At 50.3% G+C, this 21,554-nt stretch carries 20 protein-coding genes; 11 read left to right on the top strand and 9 right to left on the bottom strand.

Features of this window, described 5'->3' with window-relative positions:
- The first annotated feature begins 98 nt into the window (after positions 1-98).
- Positions 99-854, top strand: a complete 756-nt coding sequence (locus MJZ25_06575; protein MCQ2123834.1) for a glutaminyl-peptide cyclotransferase — start codon at positions 99-101, stop codon at positions 852-854.
- A gap of 61 nt (positions 855-915) precedes the next feature.
- Here the strand turns inward: MJZ25_06575 and MJZ25_06570 are convergent, their stop codons facing one another.
- Genes MJZ25_06570 through MJZ25_06560 form a run of 3 tightly spaced genes read right to left on the bottom strand, consistent with a single transcriptional unit; the run spans position 916 to position 4,397 of the window.
- On the bottom strand, positions 916-2,970 hold the full coding sequence (locus MJZ25_06570) for a hypothetical protein (protein MCQ2123833.1): 2,055 nt from the start codon (positions 2,968-2,970) through the stop codon (positions 916-918).
- Positions 2,971-2,976: 6 nt separating this feature from the next.
- On the bottom strand, positions 2,977-3,849 hold the full coding sequence (locus MJZ25_06565; protein MCQ2123832.1) for a PHP domain-containing protein: 873 nt from the start codon (positions 3,847-3,849) through the stop codon (positions 2,977-2,979).
- Positions 3,849-4,397 carry a hypothetical protein gene (locus MJZ25_06560; GenBank protein MCQ2123831.1) on the bottom strand — a complete coding sequence of 183 codons (549 nt, stop codon included), beginning with the start codon at positions 4,395-4,397 and terminating at the stop codon, positions 3,849-3,851. The genes MJZ25_06565 and MJZ25_06560 overlap by 1 nt, the downstream gene beginning before the upstream one ends.
- 46 nt (positions 4,398-4,443) lie before the next feature.
- Here MJZ25_06560 and MJZ25_06555 point away from each other — a divergent pair, with 46 nt between their 5' ends.
- Positions 4,444-5,052, top strand: a complete 609-nt coding sequence (locus MJZ25_06555) for a ribonuclease H family protein (protein MCQ2123830.1) — start codon at positions 4,444-4,446, stop codon at positions 5,050-5,052.
- Positions 5,053-5,202: 150 nt separating this feature from the next.
- Here the strand turns inward: MJZ25_06555 and MJZ25_06550 are convergent, their stop codons facing one another.
- The 3 genes from MJZ25_06550 to MJZ25_06540 all read right to left on the bottom strand — a co-directional run bounded on the left by MJZ25_06550 (position 5,203) and on the right by MJZ25_06540 (position 9,172).
- A complete protein-coding gene (locus MJZ25_06550) occupies positions 5,203-5,700 on the bottom strand; it encodes a hypothetical protein (GenBank protein MCQ2123829.1) in 498 nt (165 codons plus the stop codon).
- A gap of 368 nt (positions 5,701-6,068) precedes the next feature.
- Complete coding sequence (locus MJZ25_06545) at positions 6,069-6,470, bottom strand: hypothetical protein (protein MCQ2123828.1); 402 nt, start codon at positions 6,468-6,470, stop codon at positions 6,069-6,071.
- A gap of 65 nt (positions 6,471-6,535) precedes the next feature.
- The gene (locus MJZ25_06540) at positions 6,536-9,172 is read right to left on the bottom strand and encodes a U32 family peptidase (protein ID MCQ2123827.1); all 2,637 of its coding nucleotides are present in this window, start codon (positions 9,170-9,172) and stop codon (positions 6,536-6,538) included.
- Between the two features lie 109 nt (positions 9,173-9,281).
- Here MJZ25_06540 and MJZ25_06535 point away from each other — a divergent pair, with 109 nt between their 5' ends.
- The 3 genes from MJZ25_06535 to MJZ25_06525 all read left to right on the top strand — a co-directional run bounded on the left by MJZ25_06535 (position 9,282) and on the right by MJZ25_06525 (position 11,047).
- Positions 9,282-9,800 carry a hypothetical protein gene (locus MJZ25_06535; GenBank protein MCQ2123826.1) on the top strand — a complete coding sequence of 173 codons (519 nt, stop codon included), beginning with the start codon at positions 9,282-9,284 and terminating at the stop codon, positions 9,798-9,800.
- A 20-nt stretch (positions 9,801-9,820) separates the two neighbouring features.
- On the top strand, positions 9,821-10,054 hold the full coding sequence (locus MJZ25_06530; protein MCQ2123825.1) for a hypothetical protein: 234 nt from the start codon (positions 9,821-9,823) through the stop codon (positions 10,052-10,054).
- A gap of 336 nt (positions 10,055-10,390) precedes the next feature.
- Positions 10,391-11,047: a hypothetical protein gene (locus MJZ25_06525; GenBank protein ID MCQ2123824.1), complete on the top strand. Its 657-nt coding sequence runs from the start codon at positions 10,391-10,393 to the stop codon at positions 11,045-11,047.
- A 153-nt stretch (positions 11,048-11,200) separates the two neighbouring features.
- On the opposite strand, the gene MJZ25_06520 is transcribed toward MJZ25_06525, so the two are convergent.
- The 3 genes from MJZ25_06520 to MJZ25_06510 form a co-directional block, all read right to left on the bottom strand.
- Positions 11,201-12,901 (bottom strand): HD domain-containing protein, encoded by a 1,701-nt coding sequence (locus tag MJZ25_06520; GenBank protein MCQ2123823.1) that lies wholly within the window; start codon positions 12,899-12,901, stop codon positions 11,201-11,203.
- Between the two features lie 253 nt (positions 12,902-13,154).
- Positions 13,155-13,844 (bottom strand): ribose-5-phosphate isomerase RpiA, encoded by a 690-nt coding sequence (rpiA, locus tag MJZ25_06515; protein MCQ2123822.1) that lies wholly within the window; start codon positions 13,842-13,844, stop codon positions 13,155-13,157.
- On the bottom strand, positions 13,844-14,497 hold the full coding sequence (locus tag MJZ25_06510) for an FKBP-type peptidyl-prolyl cis-trans isomerase (GenBank protein ID MCQ2123821.1): 654 nt from the start codon (positions 14,495-14,497) through the stop codon (positions 13,844-13,846). Before MJZ25_06510 ends, rpiA begins: the two co-directional genes overlap by 1 nt.
- Before the next feature lie 91 nt (positions 14,498-14,588).
- Between MJZ25_06510 and MJZ25_06505 the strand changes: the two genes are divergently transcribed.
- The 6 genes from MJZ25_06505 to MJZ25_06480 form a co-directional block, all read left to right on the top strand.
- Complete coding sequence (locus MJZ25_06505; protein MCQ2123820.1) at positions 14,589-15,317, top strand: metallophosphatase family protein; 729 nt, start codon at positions 14,589-14,591, stop codon at positions 15,315-15,317.
- A 118-nt stretch (positions 15,318-15,435) separates the two neighbouring features.
- The gene (locus tag MJZ25_06500; protein ID MCQ2123819.1) at positions 15,436-15,897 is read left to right on the top strand and encodes a 23S rRNA (pseudouridine(1915)-N(3))-methyltransferase RlmH; all 462 of its coding nucleotides are present in this window, start codon (positions 15,436-15,438) and stop codon (positions 15,895-15,897) included.
- A 121-nt stretch (positions 15,898-16,018) separates the two neighbouring features.
- A complete protein-coding gene (locus MJZ25_06495; protein ID MCQ2123818.1) occupies positions 16,019-17,134 on the top strand; it encodes a GGDEF domain-containing protein in 1,116 nt (371 codons plus the stop codon).
- A gap of 152 nt (positions 17,135-17,286) precedes the next feature.
- Positions 17,287-18,852, top strand: coding sequence for a peptide chain release factor 3 (locus MJZ25_06490; protein ID MCQ2123817.1), 1,566 nt, complete (start codon positions 17,287-17,289; stop codon positions 18,850-18,852).
- 85 nt (positions 18,853-18,937) lie between these two features.
- Positions 18,938-19,672 carry a thioredoxin domain-containing protein gene (locus tag MJZ25_06485; protein MCQ2123816.1) on the top strand — a complete coding sequence of 245 codons (735 nt, stop codon included), beginning with the start codon at positions 18,938-18,940 and terminating at the stop codon, positions 19,670-19,672.
- 101 nt (positions 19,673-19,773) lie between these two features.
- The coding region (locus MJZ25_06480; GenBank protein ID MCQ2123815.1) for a carbohydrate-binding protein at positions 19,774-21,554 on the top strand (1,781 nt) is incomplete at its 3' end.

Here is a 21,554-nt window from a genome sequence, read left to right as displayed (position 1 = left end):
AACATTTAGCGTGTAAGAAATGCGTAAGTTTTGTGGGGGCCTTTCCTTGGTTAATAAATCTCTAAGATGCTATATTTATAATAGATATTGATGTACCAATGGCGAAAGAAATGTCTTTTTTGAAAACGATTTTTGGTTTGTCTCTGGCTTTGGCGTCTGCATTGTTTGCAGAGGCTCCCCGAGAGGTGCCTGTGATTGTGGATTCCATTCCTCATGACCAGAGCCATTTTACCCAGGGTTTGTTCTTTGATGGTAAGGATTTGATTGAAACTACGGGACTTTACGGAAAGTCCGGTTTGTACCGCCGTACCTTGGATGGCAAGGTTTTGGATTCCACCCGCTTGGCTGACCGCTATTTTGGCGAGGGCTCCATTGCGGTGGGCGACGATATTTTCTACCTGACTTGGAAGGCACACAAGGCATTTATCTATGACCGCAGAACCTTTAAGTGGAAGAGTGAATTCCGTATTCCTACGGAAGGCTGGGGGCTTACCTATTGGCGCAGCGCTTTGCTCATGAGTAACGGCAGTAGCGAACTTTTGCAGCTGGCCATGGGCGGCTTCTATGTGGTGGGAACCATTCCAGTTCGTGATGGGGATCGCCCAGTGAACATGCTGAACGAACTTGAGGTGGTTGGCGACACCCTTTATGCAAACATTTGGCAGACCGGCTTGATTGCCGTCATTTCCCTGCCTTCTGGCAAGGTGGTCAAGTACCTTGATTTTTCCAAGAAGGTTTCTGAACTGCTTCGCAAGTATCCCGATATGGACGTACTGAACGGCATTGCCTACGATGGCAAGAACCTGTGGGTTACAGGAAAACTCTGGCCCTGGATTTATAAGCTGAAAAATTAGCGGAAAAAAGATGGTTAGGAAGGTTTCAATTGTTGTACGTTAGGACGTAGGCCGAAGTTATTTAGTTGCCGAAGGTCCAGACGATGCCATAGGCGAAGCGGAGGCCTTCCGGGGTGTAGCCGGATTCAGGCATATAGATGCTGTGATTGAAGTTCTCGATTCGGCTGTAAAGTTCGAATTGGAGGATCTGCATTCTGGCTTCGAAATCCAATGCCAGGTAATGTTCCATCTTTTCAAGTTCTACGAAACCATTGTTGATAGTGCAGTCGTAGCGGTCGCCGAACCATTGCCAATCCACACGTACGCTTACGCCAAGGCGGTCGAACACGAATCGATTCTGCCAGTGGATGCTTCCCTTGTAGTAAAGTTCCGGAGTGTCGATGAGTTTCTTGCTGCGTTCCAAGGTTTCGCCGCGTTCCAGATAGAACTTCCAGTTGCCCAGGCGGAAACCTACTTGGAACATCCAGTCAATGGATTTGACGTTGTCGATATTCTGCCATTTGAATGCTTCGTCGATGGTGGTTTCTGCGTCGACGAAACCGTTGTACAGCCACTGTCTGCCCACCTTGACCCAGTTGGGCTTAATCAGGTTGTCTGCGTTTTCGAAGCGGAATCCGAGACCGTAGAAAACGTCGCGTTTTTGCCAACCCAAGTTCATGGTGGCTCGGTCACGCTCTTCGAAATTCAGCTCCTTGTTAGGAACTGCCAGACGGCCGGTTTCGTAAATCTTCAGCTGGTTTGCGTCAGGGAACTTGTTGTCGTGGCGGTAGGATCCGCTAAGGCGCAAGCTATAAGGCAGCAAGGCCAACACGTCAGCAGAGAAAGCCGGGGCGAAGTCCACAATGTTCAATAGGGAACTGTTACGCTGCATACCGCCCTGGGCGCGGAACATCAGTGCTCCGAACAAAGTGTCAGAAACTTCTGCGTAACCAACTTCGCGGTCCTGGAAATATTTGCTCTTGCGTTTGTCGTTACCGATTTTTTCGGTGTTCAGGAATTCGTAATTGAATTTCAGTGCGGGGTTCAGGAAGGTGTTGTAACGGGCTCCGAAACTTCCAAGAATTGTTTCGTAGTTTGTCTTCAGAATTGTGTCTTGGTAAGTATAGTCGGAATGGGCTATGCCGTTTGTATCAGTATAATTGTTCACGCTCTTGGTGAACTTGGGCAGGGAATCTTCCTTGATTTCATGATTGCCGTAGGAAATGTCGGTGCTCAAGGTCAAGTTCTTGATGGGGTAGAATTCAGCCCCTGCGCCGTAGGTACGGGTTTTCATGTCGATGACGTAGTAGTTTGTCTGGAATTTACGGATGGAAAGATCTAGGGAGTCGATGATAACCTTGTGGTTGGTCTCGTCGGCATTCCTCAGGTCCATGTAGTTCATCTTGGCGTAGGCCTTACCGAATCCGAAACGCCAGGTGAGCATGGGCTGAATATGCATGCTGTTCATGGCGATGTTTCTACCGCCAAAAGGAATCTGGGTGGAGTCACGACCTAAGGCGAAGTAGGGGGAGTGGGCCACATTGACGTAGCTGTACTCCTTGGAGTTGATGGTGGAATGGCTGGAGACTCCCAGGTCCAAGGTCACAGAGTCCGTAATCAGTCTGCGAAAGTCCAGGCGCAAGGCATTTCCGCTGAAGGCGGGCCGTTCCCAGTTTATGTCTACCACGGGGGTGTCTACAGCAACGCCCTTACGTTCTTCAAAAAGAATCCCGTTCTCGCCGTTCAGGGTGAGGGTGCTACCGTCATAGCCCAGGCGGGTGGTGTAAAGCCCGGCCAGCTTGCTGGGATAGCGGCGGGTGAGCTGGCTGATTCCCATGACGAAGGGATCCAGTTCCGGGTTTCCCAGAATCGATGTTCCCAAAAGCCATTCGGATTTCTGGCCGGAGATGTCGTAGGTGCGCTGCATGACCTCGTGGAGGGGGAGCACCCAACGGCCGGCGTCGGTTTCCCGGGGGGCGGGGTCGATGGTCCAGGGGGACTGGAAAACGGAATCCTGTGCCGCCGGCAGCTCGTACTTGTTGGGCTTTTGGATATCTGCGAAAACGCTTGTTGCTAAAAACAAGCTAATGGCCATGACGACGAACATCAGGGGATTCTTTTCAGAAGCGACGTTCATTGGCGGTTAGTACCATTCTGCGCGGGACTTCTCGCGACGTTCGCGAAGTGCCTGTACCACGGTGTAGGGCATCTTGGTGCAGTTGGGAGGGTAGGTGCCGCTCTCGGTGTGGAAGTCGGAACCGCCGGTGCCCACCAGGCCGTAGTGCTGGGCCATTTCCTTGTACTTGCGGCCCACGGCGCCCTTCTGGGACGGGGTGTAGATTTCCATGCCCTGCACGCCCCATTCCACCATTTGTTCGATGAACTCGTCGCTGACCCCGGACTTGTAGGGGTGGGCGAGTACGGCAATGCCGCCTGCGTTTTCGATGAGACGGATGGTCTGCTGGGGGTTGAGGCCCTTCTTTTCCACGAAGGCTACGCAGCCGTCGCCCAGGTACTTGGTGAATGCCTCGGAGAAACTTCCGATGTATTCTTCGTCCACCAGGGACATGGCGATGTGGGGGCGGCCGATGACTTTACCCTTGCAGTAGCTCAGCACCTTTTCGAAGGTGATGTCGATACCTAGGGCGTTCAGCTTCTTGATGATGGCCTTTACGCGGGTAATGCGCTGCTTGGTAAAGTCCTGAAGTTCCATGTTCAGGGCCAGGTTGGTGGGGTCGCAGTAGTAGCCCAGAATGTGGATGTCCTTGCCCTGCCAAACGGAGGAAATCTCGATGCCGGGAAGGATTTCAAGGCCCAAGGCCTTGGCGGGTTCCACGGCCAGGTTATAGCTGTCCAGGTTGTCGTGGTCCGTAATGGAAATGCAGCGAAGGCCCTTGCGCTTGCAAAGGGTGAGGAGTTCTTCCACTTCAAGGGAACCATCGGAAAGCTTGGTATGCAGATGCAAGTCTGCATAACCTCCGTTTTCGGTGATGATTGTGGAGAAACCTTTCTGCATTACTTGACTCCGTAATACTGGGTGATCAAGGCTGCTTCGGAAGACTTGTCGGGGTGGAGACTCAGGTTAAGGAACGGATAGTTGTTCTCGCTGCAGAATCCGATTCTGCAGGGAGCGCCACTGACCTTGGCCAGGTAAAGTCTAGGAAGGAAGCTGTTGCCCAGGTAGATGACCACCTGGGGTGCGTAATCCTTGATCTTCTGTTCCATTTCCTCGAAAACCTGTTCGCCGTAGCGGCATTCCAGGTCGCTGTAGTAGATGGCCTGGGCGCGCTTGGCAGAAACCAATGCGTGCATGGATTCGTGGGCGAGGAGCAGGGCATTCTTGAAGAATGCGTCGGGCATGGCGTGGGTAAATGTGGCCACGTGTTCCATTTCCCGGGGGAGGATCACCAAGGTCTTGGGGTTACCCTTCAGCGCTTCTGGAAAATTGAAGGGGGCGGAATCGTCACCGGCTTTTTCTGCAAACCACTTGAACAGCGATTCCTCTTTGCTGAATCGCTTGAAAAAGTACTTGAAACGGTCTGTAAAATACGGTGATGGCTTCACTATGACTCCGCGGGCAAATATGGGCAAAATATACTAAATTTGAAATATGGCAAAGCAGAAGTTCTACGCGATCAAGACCCCTACCGAAAGTAAAATCGTTACCACCTGGGACGAGTGTGAAAAACTGACCCACGGTGTGAAGGGTGTTCTGTTCAAATCCTTTGGAACGAAGGCTGAGGCGGAGGCTTGGATTTCCGGCATGGCCGTTCCCGCTCCTGGTGGAATCCGCGTGTTTGTGGACGGGTCGTTCTCTCCGGGATTTCCCTATTCCGGCTGGGCTTTTGTTGTGACAGAAGATGACAAGGAAATCGCCCGAGGAAATGGTCTGACCGCCTTTGAAGCCGAGAGCCGTAATATCGACGGTGAAGTAATGGCTAGCTACCAGGCTATGCGTTGGCTAGATGCCAACAACAAGAATGGCGTGATTTGCCATGACTACGAAGGCATTGCCCGCTGGGCCAAGGGCGAATGGCAGGCTAAGAGCAATATTGCCAAGCGCTATGTAAGCGCTGCTCAGCCCTATCTGCACCGTGTGAAATTTGAAAAGGTGGCTGCACACACTGGCGTCAAGTGGAATGAACTTGTGGACCAGTTGGCTAAGGAAGCCATTGCCGCCGGTAAAGCCCAAGCTAAAGAAAAGGCAGAAGAAAAGTAACGCTCTGTTTCAACTGTCATCCCGTGCTTTGACAACTTTGACCACTTAGTGCTTTTATACGAAACTTGAAACTTTAGTTTCTTAGTTGAGTTATCCTCTTTGGGGAAGCATTTACGTGGTCATGATCCCCGAATGGGGACGGGATCTCCTTTAATCGCATTCGCTAACGATTACCGCATCTAATTTATGTGTTAAAATTTGGTTTTGAAGGCTATCGCCTTGGCAATTAAACGACGTTCTCCATTCCAATATAATCGGTTTTCCAAAAAATTGAATAATCTCCTTTTTTGAGGATATACCCGTTGCATAATGAATTTGTTTTCCAATAGAAGACTCTGTTTCAAATGTTGGGGGTGTGGGCATAACTTTTTTTTGAATACCGGTTTCTCCGACGGATGAACAAACTGCAAATGAAAAGAATGGAAGAGACTCTCCAGGTAGACCTTGTAGTTGGTAAGTCGGAGTTGTCCAAGATGAACATTCGCAAAATATCGAATCAGGCAATGAACTGTGTGGTAAATTGTATGAAGGTGCAAGATTCTTTATGTGAATAGAGTAAGCTGTTGGTTCGTTACTTTGATTCTCTTTGCAAACATTACTTTTAAAGGATACGCACAATTCTATGGCAGACTTTTGTGCATATGTCAAATTGATTAGAAATGTTATAATTACTAATCCCTTTTTAATGACATTGTTGGGCAAACCAGATTACCTTTTGTTGAGCAATTGCAGTGTTGACGTCTATTCTTTCGTGGCTGATGTTATTTGAATCTTCGTCATCCCATTGATTTTGTTTGTTTAATGAGTTGATTTTTTATGATAGTTCCTTCGCAAAAGTTGCAACCAATAATGGATTTTATATAGCTTTTTTAGATCCGGTATTTCCATTACATGTTTTTACCCATTCTCCAGTATAGCTAAATGGCGTAATCATCAAGATCTTCACAGAATATTGTAGCTGAGCTTACTGTATAAAAGATGAGAAAAAGGATGCCGAAAATAATTTTGTTCATTTTTTATCCCCCCAAAATCTTCTTTGTTAATAGTATTCTAATCACACCTTCCGGACTTGGAGGTAAAGGTGCTTTTGGGGGTAGTGCATTCTTTGTTAGTGAATCAATTTTTTTTGAATGTTCATCCTTCTGGGCTTTGTAGTCTGCTGTTTGAAATATGCTGTCTAGTTGGTGCTGAATGGTTGCATTTAATGAGTCAATGCATGAATGAACCGCATTACTGTTCTTTCGTTCACAAAACCGCTCTACCAATTTTTCTGGTGGAGTTTCGTCTTGAAGACTCTGTTGTGTTATTTTGTGAACATTTTTTTTTGCTTGGTCAAATTGTTTGACGTCTTTGTTTTCTGAACAGCCCCAAAAGATGCTTGTGATCAGTAAGGTTGCTAAGATAATATTAGTATTCATTAACTCCTCCTAACAGACGTACAATATAAAAAGAAAAGATTGTGTGTAAATGGGAAAACAAACGCTTAATCACATTTTTTGCGGTTCTGCCAGGTGCTTTCGTTGAAAAGCTGACCTTCGCTTAAACCGTACTTTTCCTGAATTCCCGCTTCGCGGATGGCGTCTTCAATAGAAATCTTTCCCTGAATTGCCTGGGTGTAAATCAGCACCTTGCGGCGGACTGTTTCTGGATCTTCGTTCAACATCTCCAGGCGGAAGTGGTTTACGCCTGCGGTACGGAGCTGCGGCATGAGCTTCAGTGCGGACTGAGGATGGCCTACGAACAAAGTGTTGCGGCATTCTGCATCGGATTGCAGGAAGTGGCGTTCGCCCTTGTGGTCCTGAATTTCAACCTTGTGCTGGGTGCAGATCTTTCCGCATTCCGGGAAGCGGCGGCCCGTGGTGAGGCTGCGTGCGAATGCGCAGTATTCAGAATGGAAGGCGGGCATGTACTGGTGAAGTGTCAGTTCCAAGCGGCTTCCGTCGATGCTATCCAGCAAGTCGAAAAGCTGGGTGCTGTTCAAGTCCCAGGAAGGGTGAAGCGTTGTGAGGCCTTGGTCCAGGAGCCATTCATAGCTGGCGGAGTTGGCTGCGTTCAAGCTGTAGTCACCTGTGAGCGGGATTCCGCTGTCCTTAAGAACGGAGAGGGCGCCCAAGTTACGGACCAAAGCGAAGTCGGGGCAAAGTTCCAGAATCTTTCGGAGGTAATGGTTTTCGCCGGGCTTGTGGACGCGAAGGGTTGCCATGCCCGCCTTGAAACCGAGATCACGAATCTGCTGGAGGGGTTCGTCGTATTTAACACCCCAGTCGAAATCCATAATGACGTTGTCGATGGCGAGGCCCTTGAGGGCGGAAATCTGTTCAGGATTACGGACCAGAACAGAAATAACCGGCTTTGCAACGTTTGCGGTGACGCCGAAGTTTTCTGCCTTCTGGGTGGAGGCGTTCTGAATGTTCTTCTTGGCGAGGGCCGCCGCGGCCTTGAACTTTATTGTGATATTCTGCAGGAACTTCTTGCCATCGCGGGCGCTTGGGTTCAGTTCCTTCCACTGCAATTGGACTTCTTCCAACTGCTGGGTGGCGGCCTGGCGCATGTTGCGCAGCACCTTTCCAGGAACGAAAGGTGCGCCGTCCACTCGGACCATCAGCGTTCCAAGTTCATAAGGCGTGGAGGCGAGGCCGCCCAGTTCCTTGCGGGCCAGCGCTTCGATTGCGGCGGGATCCGCCGCGTTCTTCGCCGCTTCCAGAACGTTTTCGCTTTCCACAATGGCTGCCTTGTCCGCCCCCTGCATCAGGGTAACGCCAGCGAGCCAAACCTTCAGGGTCAGTTTTTCACCCACCGCTCCCGTCAATTCCATATTTACGGGGCGCTTCGTTTCTTGACTGCGGTCCGTGAACGTCTTACGCAGCTCTTTTTCTAGGGCAGGGGAGTCGTTGCGGAACACGTCCATATTGCGGCCGATGTCTCGCATGTCGAAGTCCCTGCCGAAATCCAGGCGCAACATGGGTCCCTTCCCACGCATTCCGTCACCACGCTTCGTGTGGGGATTCTGCACCATCTGGGCGCCGTACAAACGGCTACCAGTGCTTACGCCGAAGGTGGCGTCTTCAAACAAGATGCCATCGCCTGCGCAGGGAACGCCGATTTCCTTGGTGTCGTCCAGAGCAACGAAAACAGAACCGCGTTCCACCTTAACAACCTTACCCAGGTACATACCGTGGTGATTGCTGAAGGTTCCGTTCACAAGTTCCTGATGGTTGTCGCCGTCCAGCCAGCCAGTGGAAAGACCGCGGGAGAACAACACTTCCAGCGGTTCCTTGTCCTTGTAATCCAGACCAAGGTCCGCGCGGTCACTAGCGTTGCCCAGGTTATTCAAAGCTTTCCTATATGCCCTAGTCACTGCAGCCACGTATTCGGGGCTCTTCAAGCGGCCTTCCACTTTCAAAGACTCGACCCCAGCCTCCCGCAGTTCCGCCAATTTAGGCAAGGCGCACAAATCCCGGGTGCTGAACAAGTACTGCGCATTGGTTTCTGTGTATTCCTTTCCGTCCACGAAAATGCGGTAGGGAAGGCGGCAACTCTGGGCGCATTGCCCGCGGTTTGCGGAACGTCCACCGAAGTTTTCGCTGGTGAGGCACTGTCCCGAATAGGAGACGCACAAGGCACCGTGTATAAAGACTTCAATTTCCAAGTCGGTGCCTGCCTTTACGGCGGCGATCTGCTTTGCAGAAAGTTCACGACTCAAGACGGCGCGGTTAAATCCGATGGGCTTCACCAGGTTTACGCCCTCGGCGCTGGCCAAGGTCATTTGGGTGCTGGCGTGAATTTCCTGGTTGGGACAAATGGCTCGGATCAATCGGGCAAGACCGATGTCCTGGATAATAAATGCATCCGGTTCCAACGCAATAATCTGTTCCAAGAATTCCGGCAACTGCTGAAGTTCACGTTCAAACACGAGAACGTTCATTGCCAAAAAGCTACGGACTCCGTGGGCGCGTGCATAGCGGATCATTGCTCCCACATCTTCGAAGGAGAAGTCCTCGGTGCGGCCGCGGGCATTCCAGTGGGGCACACCAAAGTAAACGGCATCGGCCCCGTTCTTGACGGCGGCTTCCAACATGTCCCAGGTTCCCACAGGAAGTAGCAATTCTTGATTATTCATATCACGTATTTTTGTAGAACACAATTTTTATTCTCCGTCAAAAGATAAAAAATTCTATTTTATCTCCTAAATCAGGGCTTGCACTTGCTTGTGCATATAGGAGGTTTTTATGAAGAATATTTTTAGTCAATATTTTTGTAAGGCTGTGATGTCCTTGGCTGCCTTTTTCTGGGCGGGATGTAGTGATGATCCTGAAATAAAAGGACTCCAGGGTGCGAAGGTGGATGTGAATAAGGCTTTGTCTGATGTTCAGCTCATGGATACAACGGGTCTTCTAGGAAAAACGGTTTCCGCCGATGGTTATTGCAGTATTAAGCGGAAAATGAAGTATACAAAGTCTAGCGAAGAAGTTGACAGAATTATTTCTCAAAAAAAAGAAGCCTTCCGTAATTCTTACGCTTACGTCAATCTATCAAAAGAGGAAAAGTCTTGCTTTGAAGGAGAGGATGATATTTTTACGAGTTCAACTTATGCCTTGTACGGCGTTATACCTTGTAGGGGTCCCTATGTAACAATTGATGAGGACCTTGTGGAGGAAATTCTTGAATGGAATGAAAAATATTTGGACAACATTCGGGATGGATTGACGAAATACAATAATATGATTGACGATTGTGATCAACAATGATTTTTACTAAAATTGATCCTATGAAAACGTTGAAGAAAATCTGCGCCCCCCTTTTCACTTTATCCTTTATCCTTTCCGCTTTCACCTTCATGGGATGCTCCGATAAGGAAGCCGAGGCAGAAATTGGTCGCCTGACCCAGGAAAATGCCTCCATGCAGCATTCCATCGATTCTCTCCAGCACACCTTGGACTCCCTGAACGCCTACGCAGATTCAGTGAAAAAGTCCCTGGACAAGCTGGATATGGGTCGATAATCGGCCAAAACGACCTGAAATTCGCGAATTTAACTTAAACCGCCACCCCCAGTCCGTCGGATTGGGGGATTTTTTGTGAATAAACTTGGGATTAAACCCCGAAAATTATCTATATTTGGCGCGTGACTGCTAGGTCCGCCGCTACGGTGGGGACCCTAAACCCGCTTCGCTGGCCCAATTATTGCCCGAAGCCCTTTGCCGTCAAGCCTCTAGGAGGCGTAGCCTTGTTCAAGGCAATTAAGATGGCCCCTTAACTAAACACAGCAAGTCACACCGGCCTATGGGTTTATTTCCAGCCTGTACGCACGGTTAACCCTTACTTATGAGGTGCCCCGAATGGAATACATCGCAATCGCACTGTCTCTCGTAGCAGTGATTCTGTGCATTGTTATCCTTTCTAAGGTTAACAAGCTCCTTACTATGCTTCGTACCCCGATTTTCAAGAAGCTCACACCGGACATGAACTTGAAGCCGAACTCCCGCCGCCCGATCAACGGCCAGGAAATGGCTCAGCGCGGTGAAAAGGCTAACAAGGAAAATCGCCAGAACAACAACGGTAAGGATCGTCCTGCAAAGGAAAACCGCGAAAAGGCAGCTCCTGCTCAGCAGCAGTCCGCAAATCGCAACAACGAACAGCGTCAGGATCGTGGCAACCGCCGCGACCGTCGCGAAGGCCGTCCCGAACGTCCTCGTCGTGAAAACAACAACGTAGAAGCCCAGGCTGCAGCTCCCGCAGCACCTGCCGCTCCTGCAGCAGCACCCGCAGCCGCCGAAGCACCTGCCGCACCCGCAGCAGAACGCCGCCCGCTGGCTCCGCGTATTCCGGTTGAAACTCCGGCCGCTCCCGCCGCCGCACCCGCAGCACCTGTTGCTCCGGTTGTCGCTGAAGACGATGTCGCCCCGGTTGAAACCACTTTCGATCCGTCCAAGGTTCGCTACGGCCGCCGCAACGTGATCAAGAAGGCTCCGGAACTCTCCGACGAAGAAGCTTAATAGCTTAGAGCTTAAAGCAAAAAAAGTCCCTCGCAGAAATGCGGGGGGCTTTTTTTAATTACGAGGTACGAATTACGAAGTATGAATTATTAGACTAAGCTAGGCGGCTTTGCCGCGATTTTTTTTTCGTACTTCATACATCATACTTCATAATTATTCCTGGGTATAGAAGCGTTCCAGGCGGGGGCTGCACTTGATGAAAGCATCCTGCAGCTTGGGGTCGAAGTGGGAGCCCATGGAATCCATGATAATCTTGAAGGCTTCGTCGAAGGAGAACTTGTCCTTGTAGCAGCGGCGGCTCACCAGTGCATCGTACACGTCGGCCACGGCCATGATGCGTGCTTCCAGCGGAATTTCGTCGCCCTTGAGGCCCTTGGGATAGCCGCTACCGTCGTAACGTTCGTGGTGGTAGTTGGCCACGTTCTTTGCGATGTTCACGAAATAGGGATCTTCGATGGTGGAGAGGAGGTTCTCCACGATGGCGGCGCCCTTTTCGGCGTGGGTCTTCATGGTGTTGAATTCGTCCGGGTTGAAACGGCCTGGCTTACGAAGAATCAAGTCATCGATGGCGATCTTACCCAGGTCGTGCATCGGGGCTGCCTTGACAATAGCTTCGCAGAATTCCGGGGTCAGTTCCATGGTGTTCTGTCTGAGAATTTCTTCCACGAGAATCTTCACGCACACGCTGGATCTTCTGATGTGTCCGCCGGTATTGCTGTCTCGGCTTTCCACCATGGTAGCCATGTTCACGATCATCTGTTCCTGGATGGCGTGAATATGCATGTTCTGGTTATTCAGGCTTTCCTTCAACTGGTCGTTGCTTACGCCAAGCTGGTTGATGTATTCCTGGGTCTTGGTGTCGTCTTCGATACCGAAGAGGTAACCATTCTTGATGCTGGAATAATCGATGCTGTGGAGGCTTGCCTTGAAGTGCTTGTCGCCCACGTTGATGTAGAAGGTTTTCTTGTTCGGATCCTTGCTGATCTTATCGATCCACTTCAGGATAGTCTGACTGGTGTAATCGGAATCCGTAAGTTTGGTGTCGATACGGTGGGACTTCAGTTCCGGCAGCATTTCCAGGGCCTGGTCGTTTGCGCCCAGGAACTTCTTGCGCTGGGATACGTAGACGAAGCCTGTGGTGTTGCTGGACTGCAGGGAATTGACGATAGCGTTATCCAGGTCGTATTCTTCACCTAGGGAAATGATGGTAAGGAAGATCAGTTCAGAGATGATGTAGACGGCGGGCATCACCAGTGCGTCGCTGTCCATGGCTCTGGAAATAAAGAAGGAGATGATGTCCACGATTTCCAGAAGGCTCAGGAGCAGGAGGGTCTTCATGGAAACGTTCTTCTTGGTGGTGGCGGAATAGATGATGACGAAAATGTCTGCCACAACGAAGAAGCCGAGGAAAATGTTGAACAGGAAGTGGGCGGGGCCGTAGGCTTCCACACCGAAGTTGCCTACACCCATGACCATTCTATAGAAAGGGTTTACATAGTAGATGTCGCTGAAGCCAGCGGTGGAGGCGAGAATAAATATGAGGGTACAGAAAACGGCGAGGATTGCCTTGATTCGGGAACTCAACTTGATGTTGCAAATGGAGAGGAACCCGAAGAACACGAACAGGGGCAGGTAGCTTGCGCCGAAGTAGGAAATTTTGTTTGCCAGGAGGGCTTCTTCTACATTGGTGGACAAAGCGAGAAACAGGTCGCCAAGAATGCCGACGGGGATTGTAACGAATATTGCGGGGTAGTAAAAATTGGTGGGCTTCTTATAGGTGTAAAGCAACAGGCCACAGTTTACTAATGCCAGAAACTCCATTATAATCAGATAACTGATTACATTCTGATCCATCGTTGATGCTCCTTATCAATCCTCATCTAGCCTAATCCTGTTTCCACCTGAACCCAATTTAGATTATTTTTTCAATTATTAAAAAAAAGATACATTATTCTGTATACAATTGTTTTCAAATGTATGTTTTTTACACGCAATGTGTTGTAAATGTATAAACAGTGCCGTTTTTTGCGGTACTTAAGAAAAGTTTTTACACGAAAGTGTCTTTTTTGAAACAAAAAGGGCGACCTTGACGGGTCACCCTCAATTTTTAGAATTCGATGAGGCCCTTTTCGGCGTCGGCAAGGATCACCTTGGTAGCCATGCCGATGAAGAGGCCGTGGCCAACGATACCTACGATGTGTTCCAGGTCGCGAGCCAACTTGTCGGCATCGGCGATGGGCGGGAACTTGGCGTCGGCGATGAGGTTGCCGGAGTCGCTGATGACGGGGCCGTCCTTGCCGGGGGCGCCCATACGGACCTTGAGCTCGCCACCCAGCTGCTTCACCTTTTCGGTAACAACGGCGATGGCGCCCGGGATGATTTCCAGAGGAACGGCGAACTTGGTGCCCAGGACGTCTACCTTCTTGCCGCTGTCTGCGATAATCACGTAGTTGTCGGTCATGGAGGCGACAATCTTTTCAAGCAGGTGTGCTGCACCGCGGCCCTTGATGAGGTTGCGGTTGTTGTCGATTTCGTCGGCGCCGTCAATGACCATGTCCAGATGGGAGACTTCGCCCATTTCCTTCAGGGGAATACCGAGGGCGCGGCACTGAAGGGTGGTGCTCCAGCTGGTGGAAACGCCAACGACCTTGATGCCTTCGGTCTTGATGCGTTCTGCAAGACGATTCACCATGTGGGCCGCGGTGCTGCCTGTACCAAGACCGACGGTCATACCGTCCTTGATCATGTCCGCAGCCTTAACGCCAGCAGCCTTCTTCAGTTCGTCCATGGATGCCATTAGCGCCATCTCCTGTTGAAATTATCGGGATTGTGTCCGAAGTCGCTGCCGAAAGAGTCGGCGTCGTCTTCAAGATCGTCAAATTCGTCGCCTTCCTTGTCCGGGAATCCGGATTCCAGCTCCGTGAAACTAGGTTCCTCGATGGCAACGACCTTCACGTCGAAAGTGAGGTCCTTGCCTGCAAAGGGGTGGTTGCCGTCGACAATGACGGTATCCTTCTTGATTTCCTTGATGATATAGACCCCGTCGGATTCCTCGTTTTCGCTTTCGCTGTCGTCGCTATCGAGGTTAAGGCCTGCGATGAAGTCGTCGGCGTTGTCGGGCAGCTGGAATTCGCGGATATCATCGTCCTGGGTCATTTCCAGCTCCATTCCCAGCCAGATTTCGCCAATGTCGCTGAGTTCCTCCTTGGGAACTTCCAGAATCATGTCTTCGCGATAGGGGCCATAGCCCAGCATGCAGGGTATGTCTACAGTGAAAAATTCGTTGAGGTGACGACCGTTCAAGGCATCTTCCAGTCCAGGAATGATGTTGTTGAAACCGTGAATGTAGGTGAAAGGGTGCGTTGCGGGCACTTCTTCCAGGATTTTCCCGGTCTTTTCCTTGAGCGTATAGGCAATGCTGACTTTCAGCTTGTCTTGAATCGTTTCCATACAGGCCCAAAGATAGAAAAAAAACGAAAAAAAATGAAAAATCTCTCGTCTCTCGTCTCTCGTCTTTCGTCTAATAATATAAATTAAGCCCATGCTTTACGGAATTTGTTCTGATATCCACTCCAACGCTGTGGCCTTCGAGGCTGTTTTGCAGTCCATGAAGGATAACAACGTGGACCGTAGGATTTGTCTTGGTGATTTGGTTGGCTATGGTGTAGATCCCGACGAATGTGTTCGATTGGCCCGTGAAAATATGGATGTATGTATTATAGGTAACCACGATAGCGTTGCCATCAAGTACGAATCCAGTGCTGGCTTCAACCCCTATGCCAAGCAAGCCATTGAATGGACTCAGAATCATCTGTCCAAGGAATCCGTGGAATTCATGCGTTCCTTGCCGTACATTCACGAAGAAAACGATATTTGCTTTGTCCATGCGTCTCCCTTGAGCCCGGCAGACTGGGTCTATGTGACTGAACTTGAAGACGCCCTGGACGCCTTTGACCACTTTACTGGCCGTTATTGCTTTGTGGGCCATACCCACAGTCCCGTTATCGTGGCAAGCCGCCCCATGGCCATTCCCAAGATTCTGGACGAGTACGAATATACCATCGAAGACACCGAGCGTCTTCTGGTGAACGTGGGTAGCGTGGGTCAGCCCCGCGACCGCGATCCTCGCTCCTGCTGGTGCCTGCTGGATACGGAAACCAAGTGCATCCGCCTGATCCGTGTGGACTACGATGTTTACGAAACCCAGGAACGCATGCGTAAGCAGGACATGCCCAACTTCCTCATTGACCGCCTGGCTGTCGGTCGCTAGCGCGACCAGTTATAAAGTACGAATTACGAAGTATGAAGTATGAAATTTATAATCGCGGCTTAGCCGCCTAGTTTTTATCTCGTAAATCGTAATTCATAAATCATAATTATCGAAGATCATGAAATGGGTTTTAGCAGTTTTTGGTAAGGCTGGTTCGCCGTACATTGCCGACGAGGTGGACAAGTACGTGAAGCGCCTCCGTGGGGGAGCTATCCCTCTGGAAGTTGTGGAATTGAAGGAATCCAAGCTGGATGACCGCCTGCAGTCCCTGGCCCAGGAAGCGGCCCTCTTCGAGAAGAAGTTCCCCAAGGGTGAATTCAAACGCGTTATTTTGTCTGAAGAAGGCAAACTGATGGATACGGTAAAACTGTCCGACACCTTACGTGATCGCTTTCCTGGGAATGTGGTTTTCTTGATTGGTTCCGCCTACGGCATTGATGAAAATTTGAAGAAGTCTGCGGACATGCTTTTGAGCCTGTCTCCTTTGACTTTCACCCATGACCATGCCCGCATTATTACGGCGGAACAGCTTTATCGCGTGCAGATGGTGATGCAAAACCATCCTTATCACCACCGTTAGTGCTAGACTCGGGCTAGTTTCATCTGGCAGGCACAAACGCTCGCTTTGATAAAAATCACAATCGTTTTGTCGGCAAAAAAAGTTTGAACGCGGCGAAAAAAAATATCTATACTTGAAGCGTATGGATGATATTAGCAAACTTCACTTTGAGTACTTTCTCAGAAACCACGAAAAAAGGGTTAACCATTTCTTCGGGTACGTTCTTTGGTTTTGCTGCCTTGTAGGTCCCGCCATTGCCGTAGGAGTCTTGCTAGGCGCGTTTCCTGATGTAACGTTGTCCTCGTGTCTGCAGACGCTCCTGATCGCACTTACCTTTGCAGGTGGGCATGCGATTCTTTATAAAAAGATTCCTGAAAGTGCTGTAATCAAATATGTGGGCCTTTTTGGAACGCTTTTCACCATCTATACCATGTGCATAGATCACATTGGCATCTACTTGTCCTACTTCTTTGTTCCCATGACCAGTTTGCTGTACTGCCGTCGCCGTACATTCCTTTCTGTTTGTGGAGTCTCCTACTTAGTGCTGCTGATTTGCAACTGGCAGATTTCCGACTACATGGCAGGACTTCGTTCAGATATTGACGCCGTTCCTTGGTTTGTTGGTATCGTAGGTGGTGAAACCATTGAATTCCTGATAATGATGGTCAGTGGCTTGTTTATTAACAAAGTAATGCAAGAATACTTGCACACCATGTACAGTAATGAACTTACAATCAACAAGAACGAGATCGCCTCGTATACCGATGAACTTACCGGCCTTTGGAACCGCCGCTACATGGAAAAGGCTTTCGACAAGTACATTGTTGTGCAAAAGAACCTTGGTGCCATGATGGTGGTGGATCTTGATTTTTTCAAAAAAATCAATGATGACTACGGCCATTTGGAAGGCGATAAAATTCTCAAGCGCTTGTGTGAAACACTTCGCAATACGTTCTTCGGCGACAATGTTTCCATCTGCCGCTTTGGTGGTGATGAATTCGTCCTCCTGTTGCCCAGCGTTCAGACATTTTCCGAACTGTCTGTGAGCATCAGCAAGTTGTTCGCCAAGGCGGATGAATTGTTCTCCTCGGATCCAAAGTACAGCGTCCTTTCTCTATCCGTTGGTGCAGCCTTTGTCAAGGAAGAGGAAGTGAACTTTGAAAAGGTCTTTGACCGCGCTGATAAGGCCTTGCTCCAGGTAAAACGCTCGGGTAGAAACGCATTCCAGATCTATGTGGATGAGCCGGAAAATCCCTAGATTGGTTCACGGTTTGCCCTGATGTGGCGCAGCATTTTGTGAAGACTGCCGATATGCTCGGCGGTCTTTTTCTATCTTTTGCCCCGAAAAATTGAACCTCGAGCCTCGTGCCTCGAAACTGGAACCTCGAGCCTCGAACCTGGAGCCTATATATGAATCCGGAAATTGAAAAACGCCGTACTTTCGCTATCGTTAGCCATCCTGACGCCGGTAAGACGACCATTACCGAAAAGTTCCTGTGGTACGGTAACGTCATTCGCGAAGCGGGCCATGTCCGCGCCAAGTCCAACCGCAGCTACACTGTTTCCGACTGGATGAAGATCGAACAGCAGCGCGGTATTTCCGTTTCCAGCTCCGTGCTGAACTTCCCCTTCGAAGGTTGCATGTTCAACCTGGTGGATACCCCGGGGCATCAGGACTTCTGCGAAGACACCTACCGCGCCCTGACCGCCGTTGATGCCGCTCTCGTTCTTATCGATAGCGTGAACGGTGTGGAAAAGCAGACCATCCGTTTGATGAACGTCTGCCGTATGCGCCACACACCCATCATTACCTTCATTAACAAGATGGACCTGGACGGCCGCCATGTGCTGGACCTGCTGGATGAAATTGAAAACATCCTGAAGATCAAGGTGGCGCCTTTCACTTTGCCCATTGGCGTAGGTAAGCTTTTCAAGGGTGTGTACTCCATCGCCGACAATACTTTCCATACCTTCAACAAGGAAGAAGGGGAGCAGCAGCTCATCCAGATGACCGGCCCCGACGATCCCCGCCTGGTGGAAATGTGCGGCGAGAACTGGGTGGAACAGTTCAAGGAAGAATATGAAATGGTCACTGGCGCCATGGATCCCTTCGACCACGAAAAGTTCCTGAAGGGGGAGATGTGCCCCGTGTTCTTTGGCTCTGCCGTGAACAACTTCGGTGTGCGTCAGCTGCTTAACGCCTTTGCCAACCTGGCCCCGCCGCCGCTGGTCCGTGATACGGACAAGCGCCCTGTGGACCCCGGTGAAGAACCTTTCAGCGCCTTCGTCTTCAAGATCCAAGCCAACATGGACCCCAAGCACCGCGACCGTACCGCCTTCCTGCGTATCTGCTCCGGAAGCTTTACCCGTGGTGAAAAGGTTTTCCATGTGCGTACCGGCCGTGAAATCCGCCTTGCTGCACCGACCGCCTTCCTCGCTAAGGATAAGGAAGTCATCGACCACGCGTGGGCTGGCGATATCGTGGGTATTAACGACCCGGGCCTGTTCCGCATTGGCGATACCCTTACCGATGGCGAAAAGATGAACTACACCGGCATTCCTGACTTCGCTCCGGAACACTTCGCCCGCGTAACCCTCTTGAACCCGCTGAAGTCTAAGCAGATGGCCAAGGGCCTGGCTGAACTTTCCGAAGAAGGTGCAACCCAGCTTTACGAACCCATGAAGTCCGCTATTCCTGTGATCGGTGTGGTTGGTGAACTTCAGTTCGACGTGCTCAAGTTCCGCCTTCAGAGCGAATATGGCGCCGACGTCTCCCTGGACCGCGTTCCTGCCCACGGTATCCGCTGGGTCTCCGGCCCCGAAAAGGATGTGTCCAAGTTCGCCGAGGAATACGCCATGGACTGCATGTTCGACAAGGAACGCAACCTGGTTTGCCTGTTCCCCAACGAATATCGCCTGAATTTGGCCATGAAGAACTACGAAAACCTGACCTTCGCAGAAACTTCCCAGGGCTAAAGAAGTCGCCATTATATATATTTCAACTTAACTAACGAAACTTTGGGGGCAAACTGCACCCCTCGGTTAAAATCAAAGGATGAACATGAAAAGTCTCTCTATTGTTGCTATGGCTATTTCCGTTGCCGGCCTCATGGCTTGCAACCAGGCTTCTGCCGGTGGTTCTTTCAACCAGCAGGCTAAGATCGAAACCCTCGAAAAGAAGGTTGCCGAACTGGAATCCAACGTCGAAGCTGTCGCCTACATTCTCGAAAAGCGCGCTGGCATGAGCATCGAAGATGCCAAGAAGGAAATGGAAGAAGCAAACAAGGTTTGGGATATTCCTGTTGATGATTCTCCGGTCTTTGGTGCTGAAAACCCGAAGCTCACCATCGTCGAATTTACCGAATTCCAGTGCCCGTACTGCAGCCGTATCGCTCCGACCGTCAAGGACCTCATGGCTAAGTACCCCAACGACATCAAGTTCGTTTACAAGCACTTCCCGCTTTCTTTCCACCCCAACGCACGTCCGGCAGCTGCAGCTTCCATCGCTGCTCAGAAGCAGGGCAAGTTCTGGGAATTCCGTTATGCCCTCGCACCGCACAGCAGCCGCCTCAGCGACTCCATCTACGTGGAAGTTGCTAAGGAAGTTGGCCTGAACATCGAACAGTTCAACAAGGATCGCGAAATGACCGACGAAATGAACGCTCGCATCCAGAAGGACTTCGACCTCGGTGCCAAAGTTGGCGTTCAGGGTACTCCGAACTTCTACATCAACGGCAAGCGTCAGGATCGCTTCAGCCCGGATCTGGTTGAAAAGCTCCTGAAGGAAGCCAAGTAATTGGTTCAATCTGTGTACGCGAAACCTGTTCGCGTACGCATTTTTTGCACTGAAAAGATTTAATTTAAACTCAAACTAAACACAAACAAAGGATGCGATATATGATGAAGCGTACATTGACTGCTGCTACCATCGCTGCTCTCAGCTTTGGTGTCACAGCTACAATGGCTCAGCCGAAAGCACCCCGCGTAGTTCCTTACAAGTTCTTCGACGATTCATATCGTCCGGGTGGCTTTGACTACGCATACGGCGGCAAGAGCAAGGGTATCACTGTAACTAAGGACGGCGGCTATAAGTCCAAGTCTGCCTTGAATATCAAGCTGGACCCCAGCGAATATTCCGGCGCTTCTGTTTGCCTTTACAACGAAACCTTCGACCTCAACAAGTTCATGCTTGACTCCAAGCTCGAATTCATGATCAAGGGTAAGAAGGGCGGCGAAACCGTTAAGATCGGTCTTATTGACGAAGAAGTTACCGACGGCAAGAAGACCCAGGTTGTTCTCCCCATGAACAAGTACATCCAGGGTGGTGCTGTTACCACCGATTGGAAGAAGGTCTCTATTCCTCTCGTCGACTTCCCGGACCGTGGTCTCTACTGGGACAACACCCGTAAGTCTGAATTCCCGGCTCGTATCGACTGGGACAAGATTGCTGAAATCCGTTTCTCCATCGACAAGAGTGGTGAAAAGGATTTCGAAGTCTGGGTTGACAACATCGAAATCGTGAAGGGCAACAAGAAGGCTGCTCCGAAGAAGAAGATTGTTTACTGGGACGAAAACGAAGACGTTATCGACGGCCCGAAGGACGCTGCTAAGCTCGACGGTAAGGTTAAGCCGGTTGCTAACGGTGTGTTCTACTCCGATGGCCTGAAGGGCTTCAGCTATAGCTACGGTGGTCTCTCCGCACAGCGCGAAGCTGACTCCAAGACTCCGGGTAACAAGAACGTTCTCGCTCTCTACATCGATAATAACGACTGGTCCGGTGTGACCTACTCCCTGGGCGAAGGCAAGTACATTGACTTGTCCAAGGTCCGTAACAAGGGTGGTCTCTACTTCTGGATCAAGGGTAAGCTCGGTGGCGAAAAGGTATACGTTGGTATCCTGGACAACCAGGGCAACGACATCAAGAGCCAGACCAAGATTAGCCTTAACGACTGGATCGAAGGCTCCAAGGTGGGCACCGATTGGAAGCTCGTTAAGATTCCTCTGAAGAAGTTCGGTGACAAGGGTAAGGCTTGGGATGCTAACAAGCAGGCCGAAGTCGCCAAGGATATCCAGTGGAACAAGATTCAGGAAATCCGTTTCTCTGTTGGCAAGGGTGAAAACCAGGGTGAACCGGGTAAGCCGGCTCCTGTGACCATCTTCGTTGACCAGATCACCTTCACCGAAACCATCGACTGGGTTGACCCGGATATCAAGTGGGACAACTGGAAGTCTAAGGCTCCGGACATGGTTATCTCCGACTTCGAAGGCAAGTTTGCAAAGGATAAGTGGGAACCGTCCTTCGGTCCGAAGTCCAAGGCTGAAATTGAAATGCCGTACAAGACTTCCAAGCTGGATGGCAACTCTCTCTTCATCAAGCACTTCGAAATGTCCGACTGGGTTGACTTCGTTCTCGACTTCACCAAGAACGGTGCTGCTCACGACGCTAAGGCTCGTGACTGGACCAACCACTGGGGCATTATGTTCGACGTCTACTCTGAACGTGCATGGCAGTCCATCACCGTCCAGATCGGCGACGCTGGCAACGAACTCTTCGTTTCCAACACTGGTGTACCTCGCGGTCGTTCCACTGTGATCGTTCCGTTCCGTACCTTCAGCAAGTTCCCGTACTATCAGCCGCCTACCGCTAAGGAAAACGGCGTGTTCGACCTGAAGGGTGT

Origin of the sequence: Fibrobacter sp. (genome assembly GCA_024399065.1) — a bacterium.
Classification (GTDB): Bacteria; Fibrobacterota; Fibrobacteria; order Fibrobacterales; family Fibrobacteraceae; genus Fibrobacter.
The sequence above is the reverse complement of the archived record's forward strand: the minus strand, read 5'-3'. Positions and strand labels throughout refer to the sequence as shown.

Bases quoted from the DNA above. Each gene is read 5' to 3' on its own strand.
- MJZ25_06575 (MCQ2123834.1), top strand. From the start codon at position 99: ATGGCGAAAGAAATGTCTTTTTTGAAAACGATTTTTGGTTTGTCTCTG.
- MJZ25_06570 (MCQ2123833.1), bottom strand. From the start codon at position 2,970: ATGAACGTCGCTTCTGAAAAGAATCCCCTGATGTTCGTCGTCATGGCC.
- MJZ25_06565 (MCQ2123832.1), bottom strand. From the start codon at position 3,849: ATGCAGAAAGGTTTCTCCACAATCATCACCGAAAACGGAGGTTATGCA.
- MJZ25_06555 (MCQ2123830.1), top strand. From the start codon at position 4,444: ATGGCAAAGCAGAAGTTCTACGCGATCAAGACCCCTACCGAAAGTAAA.
- MJZ25_06545 (MCQ2123828.1), bottom strand. From the start codon at position 6,470: ATGAATACTAATATTATCTTAGCAACCTTACTGATCACAAGCATCTTT.
- MJZ25_06540 (MCQ2123827.1), bottom strand. From the start codon at position 9,172: ATGAATAATCAAGAATTGCTACTTCCTGTGGGAACCTGGGACATGTTG.
- MJZ25_06535 (MCQ2123826.1), top strand. From the start codon at position 9,282: ATGAAGAATATTTTTAGTCAATATTTTTGTAAGGCTGTGATGTCCTTG.
- MJZ25_06530 (MCQ2123825.1), top strand. From the start codon at position 9,821: ATGAAAACGTTGAAGAAAATCTGCGCCCCCCTTTTCACTTTATCCTTT.
- MJZ25_06525 (MCQ2123824.1), top strand. From the start codon at position 10,391: ATGGAATACATCGCAATCGCACTGTCTCTCGTAGCAGTGATTCTGTGC.
- MJZ25_06520 (MCQ2123823.1), bottom strand. From the start codon at position 12,901: ATGGATCAGAATGTAATCAGTTATCTGATTATAATGGAGTTTCTGGCA.
- rpiA (MCQ2123822.1), bottom strand. From the start codon at position 13,844: ATGGCATCCATGGACGAACTGAAGAAGGCTGCTGGCGTTAAGGCTGCG.
- MJZ25_06510 (MCQ2123821.1), bottom strand. From the start codon at position 14,497: ATGGAAACGATTCAAGACAAGCTGAAAGTCAGCATTGCCTATACGCTC.
- MJZ25_06505 (MCQ2123820.1), top strand. From the start codon at position 14,589: ATGCTTTACGGAATTTGTTCTGATATCCACTCCAACGCTGTGGCCTTC.
- MJZ25_06500 (MCQ2123819.1), top strand. From the start codon at position 15,436: ATGAAATGGGTTTTAGCAGTTTTTGGTAAGGCTGGTTCGCCGTACATT.
- MJZ25_06495 (MCQ2123818.1), top strand. From the start codon at position 16,019: ATGGATGATATTAGCAAACTTCACTTTGAGTACTTTCTCAGAAACCAC.
- MJZ25_06490 (MCQ2123817.1), top strand. From the start codon at position 17,287: ATGAATCCGGAAATTGAAAAACGCCGTACTTTCGCTATCGTTAGCCAT.
- MJZ25_06485 (MCQ2123816.1), top strand. From the start codon at position 18,938: ATGAAAAGTCTCTCTATTGTTGCTATGGCTATTTCCGTTGCCGGCCTC.